This is a genomic window from Pseudarthrobacter sp. NKDBFgelt, from assembly GCF_046097905.1.
Taxonomy (GTDB): domain Bacteria; phylum Actinomycetota; class Actinomycetes; order Actinomycetales; family Micrococcaceae; genus Arthrobacter; species Arthrobacter polychromogenes.
In genome coordinates this window covers 35,494-47,498 of record NZ_JBJURL010000029.1, presented here as the reverse complement: position 1 = coordinate 47,498, position 12,005 = coordinate 35,494, and the positions used below count along the sequence as shown (strand labels likewise).

Sequence of the window (12,005 nt, the reverse complement as noted above, 5' to 3'; positions counted from 1 at the left end):
CCAGAAACCGCTTTAAGTGACGAGGGTCACAACAATTACAAAACTATTGCGTGCCCTAATTCCCGGCGTTGCCGACGGCCGGCTTCCCGCGCAGACCCGCACCACCGCCGCCCGGCTGGTGGCGGGAACGGCTGAGGCCTTGTGGTCCGGAAAGCGCACCGTGCAGGCAGGTGAGGCTGCGGACAGGGGCCACGGCGCCGTCGTTTTCTCCCAGCACGCCGCGCAACCGGCGGGCGAAACGTACCCGCCGGGGGCCGCCGTCGAACTGTCCACCCAGCTGCAGGCGTGGATGGTCCTGGAGGCCGCGGCAACCCTGCCCGGCAACGCCGGCAACGCCGGGAATTAGGGCACGCAATAGTTTTGTAATTGTTGTGACCCTCGTCACTTAAAGCGGTTTCTGGTTTGTTGCTTAGGTTTGCCTACCCTACAGTTCCAAGCGTGGGCATCCTTCCCCGACGCCCAACAGGACCCCGTCCGCCCGACGTTTCCCCAGAAAGCAGTCCCCCCATGAAGATCCGCAACAGCGCCCTGGCCGGCATCGCACTCGCCGCCACCGCAGCACTTGGACTGACCGCCTGCGGCGGCAGCACCACCCCCGCAGCCACTGGCTCGTCCGACGCCTCCGCTGGTGCGGGCAACGGCGAAATCACCGTGTACAACGCACAGCACGAGAGCCTGACCAAGGAATGGATCGATGGCTTCACCGCCGAGACCGGCATCAAGGTGACCATGCGCCAGGGCTCGGACACCGAGCTCTCCAACCAGATCATCCAGGAAGGCGCAGCATCCCCGGCTGACGTGTTCCTGACGGAGAACTCCCCGGCCATGACCCAGGTGGAGAACGCCGACCTGTTTGCGGACGTGGACGAAGCCACCATCGCGCAGGTGCCTGAAGAGTTCCGCCCGTCCACCGGCAAGTGGACCGGCATCGCTGCCCGCTCCACCGTCCTGGTGTACGACAAGAACAAGCTGAACGAAGACCAGTTGCCCACGTCCATGCTGGACCTGGCCAACCCGGAGTGGAAGGGCAAGTGGGCTGCCTCCCCGTCCGGCGCCGACTTCCAGGCCATCGTCTCGGCACTCCTGGAACTCAAGGGCGAGGCCGCCACGGAGGAATGGCTCAAGGGCATGAAGGAAAACTTCACTGCCTACAAGGGCAACAGCACAGCCATGAAGGCCGTCAACGCCGGCGAGGTTGATGCCGCGCTGATCTACCACTACTACTACTACGGCGACCAGGCCAAGACCGGCGAGAACTCCAATAACGTCACCCCGTACTACTTCAAGAACCAGGATCCGGGCGCGTTCGTGTCCGTTTCCGGCGGCGGTGTGCTGAAGACCTCCAAGAACCAGGAAGCTGCCCAGGAGTTCCTGAAGTACGTCACCGGGAAGAAGGGCCAGGAAATCCTGAAGGACGGCACCTCCTTCGAGTACGCCATCGCCTCCGACGTTCCCGCGAACGAGAAGCTCGTTCCCATCGCAGAGCTGCAAGCTCCCACCGTGGATCCTGCCAAGCTGAACTCGGAGAAGGTCACCGAACTGATGACCTCGGCAGGACTCCTCTGATTTCGTGACTCCTGATCTATCGGCTCCCCCACGGGGGAGCACGACGACGGCGGGCCGGGGCAACAGCCCCCGCCCGCCTTTCGGCGTTTCTGCGGTGTCCGCCCTGGCGGTGCTGATTGCCCTGTTTTCGGTCGTCCCGCTGGGCTACGTGGTCTACATGACCGTGGCAACGGGCTGGGACACCGCCGTCGAACTTATCTTCCGGCCGCGCGTGGCCGAACTGCTGCTGAACACCGTCCTGCTGATGGTCTTCACCGTCCCGCTGTGCCTGGTCCTGGGGGTTGCAGGCGCCTGGCTCGTGGAACGCACAACCCTGCGGGGCGCGCGGGTGTGGGCCGTGCTGCTGGCTGCGCCGCTGGCCATCCCGGCGTTCGTCAACAGTTACGCCTGGGTTTCGGCCATTCCTTCCCTTGGCGGCCTGGGCTCCGGAGTCCTGATTGCCACCCTGTCCTACTTCCCGCTGGTCTACATCCCGGCCGCCGCTGCCCTCAGCCGGCTGGACCCGGCCATTGAGCAGTCCGCGGCCGCGCTGGGCCTCGGAGCCTGGCGCACGTTCTTCCGGGTGGTCCTCCCCCAGCTCCGCATCGCCATGACCGGCGGCGCGCTCCTGGTGGCCCTGCACCTGCTGGCCGAGTACGGGGCGTTCGCCATGATCCGTTTCGATACGTTCACCACGGCGATCATGGTCCAGTACCAGTCGACCTTCAATGGGGCGGCAGGGAACATGCTGGCCAGCGTGCTGGTGTTTTTCTGCCTCCTGCTGCTGCTGGCCGAGGTCCGGAGCCGCGGTACTGCACGGTATGCACGCATCGGCCCCGGAGCGCAGGCCAAGGCGCTGCGCCTGCCGCTGCACGTGTACCAGCTTCCAGCCCAGGCGTTCCTGCTGGCGCTCACGGCACTGGCTTTCGGCCTGCCCCTGTTCTTTGTGCTGCGCTGGGTGGCTTCCGGCGGAACGGCAGCCTGGGCTGCGGACGAGTTCCTTCCGGCGCTGCTCACAACGCTCGGCTACGGCCTGGTAGGCGCCCTTGCCACCATTGTGGTGGCGTTCCCCATGGCCTATCTTGCTGTCCGCCATCCCGGCTGGTTCAGCAAGTCGCTGGAGCTCTCCAACTACATCACCAGCTCACTGCCCGGAATCGTGGTGGGCCTGGCTTTCGTCACGGTGAGCATCCGGGTGGTCCCCGGGATCTACCAGACCGCAGGGGTGCTGGTGGCGGCGTACGTGCTGCTGTTCCTGCCTCGCGCCCTGGTCAACCTGCGGGCCGGCCTGGCACAGGCGCCCAAGGAACTGGACGAGGCGGCGCAGGCGCTGGGCAAGCCGCCGCTGGTGTCCTTCATCAGGGTCACCCTGCGGCTTACGGCGCCGGCGGCCGCAGGCGGTGCGGCGCTGGTGTTCCTGGCCATCGCCAACGAACTCACCGCCACCCTGCTGCTGTCCCCCAACGGAACGCGCACCCTTGCCACCGAATTCTGGAGCAAGAGCAGCGAAATCGACTACGCCGGCGCCGCGCCGTATGCGCTGTTGATGATCCTGCTCTCCGCACCTATGACGTACCTTCTCTTCCAGCAGTCCAAGAAAGTAGCCGGACAGTGACAGAACAAGCCCCTTCCAGGTTGCCGGAGCCGCGGGTGGCCCCGTCCGTGGCGCCCACCACGAACAGCCACCTGGAGATCACCGACGTCACCAAGAACTTCGGCAACCAGGCCGTCCTGAAGGGCGTCAACCTTTCCGTGGCCAGGGGCGGAACCACAGCCATTGTGGGACCCTCCGGATCGGGCAAGACCACCCTGCTGCGGCTGATTGCCGGGTTTGAGCACCCGGACACGGGCAGCATCGCGCTCAACGGCGCCAAGGTGGCGGGCGACGGCGTGTGGGTGCCGGCGCACAAACGGCACATTGGGTACGTGGCACAGGACGGCGCCCTGTTCCCGCACCTGAGCGTGGGGAAAAACATCGCGTTCGGGCTGGACCAGGACCGCCTGCCGGGCGGCCGGCGGGCGGTGGCCGGACGGATCAGCGAGTTGCTGGAGATGGTGTCCCTGGACCCGGCCATGGCCAAACGCCGCCCGCACCAGCTGTCCGGCGGCCAGCAGCAGCGGGTTGCCCTGGCACGGGCCCTGGCGCGTGAACCGGAATTGATGCTCCTGGACGAGCCTTTCTCAGCACTCGATGCCGGACTCAGGGTGGCCACCCGCCGTGCCGTGGCCAAGGTCCTGAACGAGGCGGGGGTCACCACCATCCTGGTCACCCACGACCAAGCCGAGGCACTGTCCTTCGCGGACCAGGTGGCCGTAATGCGCGGCGGCAAGCTCGCCCAGATCGGCAACCCGTTCGTGGTGTACACCCGCCCCGCAGACCGTGCCACGGCGGAGTTCCTCGGAGACGCCGTCATCCTCGATGCCTGGCTTGAGGGCTCGCTGGCCACCTGTTCCCTGGGTGCCATCCCCGTCCGCAGGCCGCCGGCGCAGGGCCGCGTGCAGCTGATGCTGAGGCCGGAGCAGATCCGGATCGCCGAGGACGCAGCCATCCGCGGGGTGGTGGTGGACACGGACTACTTTGGCCCGGAAACCACTGTCCGGCTGAAGCTCTCGGTCCCGCCGCAGCTGGCCTCCAGCCCGGACCACCGCTACCCCGGCGGCGGCGAGATCATCACCATCCGGCACTGGAACGCCTCCATCGCCCGCCCGGGCATGGAGCTGTGCCTGCGTGTGGTGGGCGAAGGCGTGGCGTTCCCGCTCGATTCCTGACCTGGCCAGGTTCCTGGACAGCAGGGCAGCACGGCAAGTTTCAGTTCAGCGGATGGCAGCAAGCGGCGTGATGGTGCCGCTCTTGATGCCGACGGCACCACCCGACGCCGCAAGCCGGACGTCCTTGGCCCCCGCCGGCGGGAAGACCAGCGAGGTCAGCGTCTCACGGCCGCCGTCCACGAAGACTTCCACGGAGGACCGGTCAATATAGGCGGTCAGCTGAACCGTCTCCCTGCCGGTGTTGCCCTTAACCGAGCTCACCGTCCGGTATCCCTCCGCCGGGCCTCCGGCAGCCTGCGCCACCGAATCCCCATCCCGGACCACAAAGGCCTGCCCGGTCCCAAAGTCGTAGCCCACCGTGGCGTAAGCCTTGCCGCCGCTTTGCAGGAGCACGCGCGCTTCACCTCTGCCTGATGCGGGCTTTTCCAGCTCCAGGTCCATTTTGTACGCGCCGCTGTCCGGAACCGGCAACTCCTCCCCCGCTCCTTCCCGGAGGGTGCCCGCGGGGATCTGTTCCGGATTGCCCTCCAAGGCCTCCAGCGCAGGGGTGGGAGCTGAGACCAAAGCCGGACGCCCGCCGTCGGACACCAGCCGGATGTCACGCACCACGGAAGCCGCCCCGAACCATTCCCCGGTGGGCAGTTCCCGGGCATACGCCCAGTTGTTCATCCAGCCGATGGCGTGCCGGGACGCCTTCCGCTGGCCGTCCGTCAGGCGCGGGTCATCCCAGGTGACGGCGGCGTAGAAGTCCGTTCCGCCGTCGAGCCACTGGTGCTCTCCTGCGTCAGGCGCGAACGTCTTTCCGTCCCAGCTTCCCGTCCAGTACGCCAGGCCGGTGGTGCGGCCTTCCCCGGAGCCGTTGGCACTGGCGGCCAGCACCCACGTCCGCTTGGAGGGGTCGCCGTCGATGTCCAGCTGGAAGAAGTCCGGGCACTCAAGGATGCCCAGCCCGTCGCGCTTAAAAGCGGAAACGTAGGTCCAGTCCTTGAGGTCCGGGGACGTGTAGAAGCCGATTTTGTGGCCTTCGGCCAGCAGCATCAGCCACTGGTTGTTGGCGTCATCGCGGACAATGCGGGGATCACGCCAGTGCTCTTCGCCCGGGTTGTCCATCACCGGATTCTGCCCGTAGTTCTGGAAGCTGAAGCCGTTGTCCGTGGAGTAGAACAATGACTGCCGCTGGACGCCATCGTCCTGCTGGGTGAGCACTGCGATCACGGCTCCCTTGCCGAATCCGGCGGTGCCCTCCGTATCCACCACCGCTGTGCCGGTCTCGATATCGCCAAGCCCGTTGCGGAACTTCTCAATGGCCACGCCCTCGTTTTTCCAGTTGACCAGGTCGGTGCTGGTGGCGTGGAACCACTCGGTGCCGTTTCCTTCCGGATAGTCGGCGTTGTACAGGTAGTAGTAATGCCACTGGCCGTCCAGGAAGAAGGGCTTCTGGGGATCGTTCATCCAGCGCTGGTCCGGGGTGAGGTGGTAGGCCGGGCGGTACTCCCCCGCGGGCGGCTCAAAACGGTCTACTGCCGGCTCGGGCCACGTCCTCTCCACTCCGAGGTCAGCCAGCAGGGCATCGCGCGCCTCGGCGCTGATGCAGTCAGGAAGGCGCGCCGCAGCAGCATCCTCAACCGTGTCCGGGGCCGCGCTGCTTCGCAGGAAAATCTTGCCGTCCACGCGCGCTCCGGCCAGCCAGCCAGCACCGCATTCAATGCTTCGCACATCCTCCGCACCCTCAGCATCGAGCGCACGCCCACGGTCCACAAGCGTGGAGTCGCCGCCCTCCAGCCACAGCGTCGCGTAGCTGCCCGTGGCATCCCTGGCCGTTGCCTGCGCCGACGCAACACCGTCCAAAACACGGCCGGCAACGGCGGCCGGCCCCGTCCGGACGTTTCCGGCAAGCACCAGGGAAACCACCAGGACCAGGGCAGCGGCCACGGCGGCAACCACCCAGATCAGGGGCCGGCGTTTAAGGGCAGGGAGTACAGGTCCGAGGATTTTTCGGGGCATGGTTTTCGATCCGTCGCTGAACGCACAAGTGCCGCTCCCCAGCAGGGGAACGGCACCAGCGCAAGTGAACCGTCAATTTTACAGGCATGTCCGGCAGGAACCCAACCGGGCACGGATTCCCGGAGTCATTGCCCGCGCGGTCAGTTCACGCCGCCCGGGCGCTTCTTCTGCGGATAGAGCGATTCCCCGCGCGCCAGCATCTCCACAAACTCAGCGATCCTCTTCTCGCGGGTGGCAGGCCGCACGGCGGAGTTGACCCGGTAAATCATCGCGAACCGGTTTGTCCCGGTGAGGACATCGAACATCGCCTGGGCGGCGGGAACCGCGGCGATGGCCGCCGCCAAATCAGGTGGAACCACAGCCACCGCCTGGCCGCCGTACGCGTTGTCCCAGCGGCCGTCGGCTTTCGCCGCATTCACGGCCGCCCATCCGGCATCAGTCATCCGGCCGGCCGCGTCCAGCCGGGCCACATGGCCGACGTTCCTGGCAGACCACGGGCTCCTGGGCCGGCGGGGCGTCATCCGCTGGAAGGACGTGTGTTTATCCCGGCGGCGCGCCTGGCCGTCGATCCAGCCGAAGCACAGGGCCTCATCCAGCGCCGCGGCGTAATCCAGTTCCGTGACGTTTCCGCCCTTCTTATGCAGCACCAGCCACACCCCCGGGCTGGTGCTGTGGTTTTCCTCCAGCCAACTGCGCCACGCCGCCGCGTCCGGCAGCAGCAGCTCCTCAAGTTCAACGGCCATGCCCCTATTCTGCCCCCGCATCACGGCGCCACGGCAGCCCCTCTCCACAAGCGCCGGTGCCGTGGCATCATGGGCCTAAGGTCCCTGGCTACCGAGGAAAAAGGAATCCAAGATGCTCCGTGTGCGCCCCCTTCATTTCACGTCCAGGCTGGATTCCTGGGGCAGGCTCCTCACCGCCCTGGGCATGGTCCGAACCGAGAACGACGCCGGCTGGCAGGTTTTCGACGCCGGGCTGGGACGCCTGGCCCTCCACGCCGTCCCCGAGGGGGCCGCGGAGGACGGCCGCACCGCGCTGGCAGTGGAGGTGGGAGACCTCGCAGAGTTCGCCCGGCGCACCAACCTGGCTGCCGAGGAAGACGGAACCATACCCGCAGAGCTCGTCGCCGCGGACCATGGCGACGCCTGCCGGATCACGGCGCCCGACGGTTTCAGCTTCCTTGCGGACAAAGCCGCCCACGGCGCCCAGTGTGCCGACGCCGATCCTGCCCTGGCCGTCGTCGGGGTCTGGTTCACGGAGGACCCCGCATCTGCCTCCCGCACCCTGCAGCAGGTGGGCGCGCGGCCCCGCCCGGTCCCGGACCAGGACGACACCGCCGACTTCACCGCAAAGAACGGCGGGGTCCTGATGGTCCGTCCGGCCTCGGGAGCGCCGCGTTCCGGCCTGGGTTTTGAGTACGACGGCGGGCTGGAGCCTTTGCGGGAACGCCTCGCCTCAGCAGGCATCGAGGCCAGCATCACGGAGGAAGCCTTCGCGCGCACCCTCCACGTTGCCAGCCCCGATGCCGGGGCCGGGGCAGCCGGGCACGTGCCGGCGACTCTCTGGATCTCCCAGCGTCACGAATGACAGGTCGGACACAGAGCGGTCGGATGAACCGACGCATTCCGCCGGCAGCTGAGTTCCACCCGTCACGCAGCGTCCCATGGGGTAGAACTTAACCATGAACGTGCGCACCCCTGACCCGAATCCCGGCTGGCTCTCCGAAGAAGACCTCTTTGAGGCACGCGGGCGGCTGCCCATGGTCTATGTGGAGGCTGTGCCGGTCAGGCTGGACCCGCTGGGCTTCGTCAATGAGGTGGGGACCCTGCTCCAGGCCGACGAGGACGGGACCATGGTCCGGTCCCTGGTCTCGGGCCGCGTCATCTACCGCGAGACCATCCGCGCTGCCCTGCTGCGGCATATGGAAAAGGACCTGGGACCGCTGGCGTTCCCGCAGCTTCCCATCAGCCCGGTGCCCTTCACTGTGGCGGAATACTTTCCTGCGCCGTCCCAGACCGGATTCACGGACGAGCGGCAACACGCCGTGGCCCTGGCCTACGTCATCCCGGTGACGGGCGAATGCGAGCCCCGCCAGGACGCCCTGGAACTGACCTGGATGACCCCCGAGGAAGTCCTCAGCCCCGGCGTCCAGATGGAGTTCGTCGGCGGCCGCGGCAGCCTTATCCGCCAGGCGCTGGCCTTCGCCGGCGTTGGCTTCTGACACATACGCCGGAACCTGGGGGTCCCCGATTTTAGGTGCCCGCCTTTGTAGACTGTAGGGCGGACCGCAAGAGAACTTAAGGACTCCCATGACCGAAACACCAGCCGCCAGGCACCATCTTGAACAGCAGGCTGGATCTCTGACCACCGGCACCCACATTGTCCTGCCCGACGGCGGGCGGACGGCGGAAGTCCACCAGGTCGAGCTGGAGCGGGACGACTTCGGAGCCCCCGCACTCGTGCTCGCCAGCCTTACCGGCGGCGGAACCCTGCGCATCGCAGTGGGCACCACTGTGACGGTGGTGGACGGAAACGCCGACGCCGTCACCCAGCTTCCACGGGCAGCCCGCCCTGGGCAGGACTCAGGGCAGAAGGCAGCGCAGGACGCAGGGCAGGAGCAGCCCAGGCAGCTCCGCGAAGAGGCGGCGACGGCTGCGGCTGCGGCGGCTCCCGCCGTCGTCGTGCCTCCCCTTCCTCCAGTCCCGCCGGCACTCAGCGGACCCAGCGAAGAGGACCTGGCACTGATTCCAGCACCGCAGGGTACCCCGGAGTCCGTTGTGGAGGCTGCGGCGGAGGCGCATCCCGATGCGATGGGTGTCCTGTTACTGTCCGACCGACTGGCGAAGGGCGTCAACTTCAAGTCCGGCAGCTGCCTGAAGGACCTGAGCGACCTTGCCCACGAGCTGTTCATCACGCTCAAGGACGCCGATGGCTCGCTGGCGGTGGCCGACCTCCTCAACGTCCTCCCCTTCGACGGGAACCCCGGCCGGTGGTCATCCGTGGAAGCATCCCTGGCGCTCTCCAGCTACATCTGCCGCCAGAACGGCCAGTCGGAACGGGCCGAGGTGTACGAGAAGCTGATCCGGACCCCGGAAAACCAGGAGACGGACCCGTTCAAGGCCAGGATGGCCGCCAAAGTACGGCAGCGATCGCTGAATGAGCCCAACCTGTACGACAAGGAAATTTTCCGCTCCATCGACAACTCGAACCATGACGCCGAACGCGAATGGAGACTGCTGCGGCTCGAGTCCCTGCTGTTCCTGCGTGCCCACGGCGGCTCCGAAACCATCGGGATGGTCGAATTGGAGCGGCGTATCAGCAATGAGCTTGAGGCCGTCCGCGCCTGAGGGTGCCTGACTTTTGTGCACGGCGCCCGGTTGGGTAATTTGCCCCTACCCGGCGCCCGGCCGGAGTTGTACATTCGGGGCTATGACGAACAATCTCAGCGTAGTGATCAACGCCGACGCGCCGCAGGTCTGGACCATGCTGCGTGAACCGTCCAAAGTAGCCCAATGGCATGGCTGGCAGGCAGAGGACCTGGACTCCGAGATCAAGGAGATCTACTTCTCCGGCGATGTTGAGGAGTCACCGGACCACACCAGCCTGACTGTCCATGGCGGGGACGTCTTTGAGCTGAAACCCGTGCCCCACGGAACGCAGGTCAGCGTGACCCGCGGGGCGCTGGACCACGATTCCGAATGGGCTGCCTGGGACGAGGACATCACCCAGGGCTGGCTCACGTTCCTGCAGCAGCTCCGTTTTGCCTTGGAACGCCATCCTCACGGCAAGCGCCACACACTGTTCCTGCACCTCACGGAAGGACAGGGCTCCGCGATCGAAAAGCTTGGGCTTTCCGATCTCCCGGCGCCGGGCGAAAACTACCAGGTGCAGCTGGGGACCGGTGAGGAGATCAGCGGCAAGGTCTGGTACCGGACCAGCCACCAGGTGGGGCTCACCGTCCACGACTATGCCGAGCATGGTGAGGGACTCCTGGTGGTGGCCGACCATCCCGCGATCAAGGACGTACGCCAGGACGGCGAAGGCTCGCTGGTCATCGCCTCCACCTACGACCTGGGCGCCGCCAGGCTCGAATCGGTACGCTCCTCCTGGGATTCCTGGCGGGCTGAGAACTACCCGGCATCCGAACCGGTCAGCTGACCGGGTGAGCTGACAGCCCGGTTGCCGGGCGGCAGCCGGGCGGTAGCCGGTGCGGTTGCCGGGACGGGACGGAAAGCTGGCACACTGGTACGGTGCCAGCCAACCCTGCCCCAGCTCCTTTCCCTGCCGCCGCCACGGCTGAAACGGCCCTTACTGGAACGGCCCCGTGGACTGCGGCCGGCGCCGCGGCGGACCGGCAGTCGGAATTCTCCTTCCGGGTGGGCACCCGCCTCGGTGATAACTGCCCGCCATCCGCTGCCCAGGTTGCCTCCAACGGCGGCCAGTTCCTGGGACGGACCGGCACCATCTCCACGCCCCACGGTGAGATCCAGACCCCCGCGTTCATCGCCGTCGGAACCAAAGCCACCGTCAAGGCAGTGCTGCCTGAGGCCGTGGCAGACCTCGGCGCGCAGGCTGTGCTGGCCAACGCCTACCACCTGTACCTGCAGCCGGGCGCGGACATCCTGGACGAGGCAGGCGGCCTTGGCGCCTTTATGAACTGGTCCGGACCCACCTTCACGGACTCCGGCGGATTCCAGGTGATGAGCCTGGGCTCGGGTTTCAAGAAGGTCATCGACATGAACACCGTTACTGCCGCGGGCGCGCCCGGCCCGGATGACGCCGTCGCCCCCGGAAAGGAACGCCTGGCCCACATTGACGACGACGGCGTGTGGTTCAAGAGCCACCTCAACGGTGACCGGCACCGGTTCTCCCCCGAAATTTCCATGCAGGTGCAGCACCAGATCGGCGCGGACATCATGTTCGCCTTCGATGAGCTGACCACCCTTCAGAACTCCCGCAGGTACCAGGAGGAATCGCTCGAGCGGACCCGCCTGTGGGCGCTGAGGTGCCTCCAGGAGCACTTCCGGCTGACCTCGTCCCGGGCGGGCAAGCCGTACCAGGCCCTGTTCGGCGTGATCCAGGGCGCGCAGTACGAGGACCTGCGCCGCAAGGCGTGCCGGGACCTCGGCGCCATGCCGTTCGACGGGTTTGGCATCGGCGGGGCACTTGAAAAGGAGAACCTCGGCACAATTGTCCGCTGGTGCAACGAGGAACTGCCTGAGGACAAGCCCCGCCACCTGCTGGGCATCTCCGAGCCGGATGACATCTTCACGGCCATCGAGAACGGCGCGGACACCTTCGACTGCGTCTCCCCCACGCGGGTGGCCCGAAACTCCGCCTTCTACACGCCGCAGGGACGCTTCAACCTCTCCGGCGCCAAGTACAAGCGCGATTTCGGCCCGCTCCAGGACGGCTGCGACTGCTATGCCTGCACCAACTACTCGCGGGCCTACATCCACCACCTCTTCAAGGCGAAGGAGATGCTCTCCGCCACGCTGATCTCCATCCACAACGAACGGTTCGTGGTAAAGATGGTGGACGACGCCCGCCTGGCCATCGAGGATGGGACCTTCTTCGACTTCAAGGCGGAGACGCTGGGGCAGTACTACTCGTAGCCTGCCCGGCGCACGCAGGCGCCGGGCCGCCGTCGCCGAAATCGCCGGAACAGGGCGAGTTCGCCGGTGCGT

Annotated in this window: 11 protein-coding genes; 9 read left to right on the top strand and 2 right to left on the bottom strand. The window is 66.7% G+C overall.

What is annotated here, in order from left to right; all coding sequences use genetic code 11:
• The first annotated feature begins 46 nt into the window (after positions 1-46).
• The 4 genes from ACKAE7_RS09930 to ACKAE7_RS09915 all read left to right on the top strand — a co-directional run bounded on the left by ACKAE7_RS09930 (position 47) and on the right by ACKAE7_RS09915 (position 4,314).
• Positions 47-346: a hypothetical protein gene (locus ACKAE7_RS09930; RefSeq protein WP_408979061.1), complete on the top strand. Its 300-nt coding sequence runs from the start codon at positions 47-49 to the stop codon at positions 344-346.
• Between the two features lie 161 nt (positions 347-507).
• Entirely contained in the window at positions 508-1,566 is a 1,059-nt protein-coding gene (locus ACKAE7_RS09925; RefSeq protein WP_408979060.1) for an iron ABC transporter substrate-binding protein, read from the top strand.
• Between the two features lie 4 nt (positions 1,567-1,570).
• Positions 1,571-3,160 (top strand): iron ABC transporter permease, encoded by a 1,590-nt coding sequence (locus ACKAE7_RS09920; protein ID WP_188811489.1) that lies wholly within the window; start codon positions 1,571-1,573, stop codon positions 3,158-3,160.
• Positions 3,157-4,314 (top strand): ABC transporter ATP-binding protein, encoded by a 1,158-nt coding sequence (locus tag ACKAE7_RS09915; protein ID WP_188811486.1) that lies wholly within the window; start codon positions 3,157-3,159, stop codon positions 4,312-4,314. Before ACKAE7_RS09920 ends, ACKAE7_RS09915 begins: the two co-directional genes overlap by 4 nt.
• A gap of 45 nt (positions 4,315-4,359) precedes the next feature.
• Here ACKAE7_RS09915 and ACKAE7_RS09910 read toward each other — a convergent pair whose 3' ends face one another.
• On the bottom strand, positions 4,360-6,318 hold the full coding sequence (locus ACKAE7_RS09910) for a glycoside hydrolase family 32 protein (protein WP_408979059.1): 1,959 nt from the start codon (positions 6,316-6,318) through the stop codon (positions 4,360-4,362).
• A 140-nt stretch (positions 6,319-6,458) separates the two neighbouring features.
• On the bottom strand, positions 6,459-7,061 hold the full coding sequence (locus ACKAE7_RS09905) for a YdeI/OmpD-associated family protein (protein ID WP_408979058.1): 603 nt from the start codon (positions 7,059-7,061) through the stop codon (positions 6,459-6,461).
• A gap of 112 nt (positions 7,062-7,173) precedes the next feature.
• On the opposite strand from ACKAE7_RS09905, the gene ACKAE7_RS09900 reads away from it, so the two are divergent.
• The 5 genes from ACKAE7_RS09900 (at position 7,174) to tgt (ending at position 11,933) form a co-directional block, all read left to right on the top strand.
• Positions 7,174-7,905 (top strand): VOC family protein, encoded by a 732-nt coding sequence (locus tag ACKAE7_RS09900; RefSeq protein ID WP_408979057.1) that lies wholly within the window; start codon positions 7,174-7,176, stop codon positions 7,903-7,905.
• A 94-nt stretch (positions 7,906-7,999) separates the two neighbouring features.
• On the top strand, positions 8,000-8,539 hold the full coding sequence (locus tag ACKAE7_RS09895; protein WP_066273708.1) for an NUDIX hydrolase family protein: 540 nt from the start codon (positions 8,000-8,002) through the stop codon (positions 8,537-8,539).
• An 88-nt stretch (positions 8,540-8,627) separates the two neighbouring features.
• The gene (locus ACKAE7_RS09890; RefSeq protein WP_363958479.1) at positions 8,628-9,665 is read left to right on the top strand and encodes a DUF6707 family protein; all 1,038 of its coding nucleotides are present in this window, start codon (positions 8,628-8,630) and stop codon (positions 9,663-9,665) included.
• An 82-nt stretch (positions 9,666-9,747) separates the two neighbouring features.
• The gene (locus ACKAE7_RS09885; protein ID WP_408979056.1) at positions 9,748-10,476 is read left to right on the top strand and encodes an SRPBCC family protein; all 729 of its coding nucleotides are present in this window, start codon (positions 9,748-9,750) and stop codon (positions 10,474-10,476) included.
• Positions 10,477-10,568: 92 nt separating this feature from the next.
• A complete protein-coding gene (tgt, locus tag ACKAE7_RS09880) occupies positions 10,569-11,933 on the top strand; it encodes a tRNA guanosine(34) transglycosylase Tgt (protein ID WP_408979055.1) in 1,365 nt (454 codons plus the stop codon).
• The last annotated feature ends 72 nt before the right edge of the window (positions 11,934-12,005 follow it).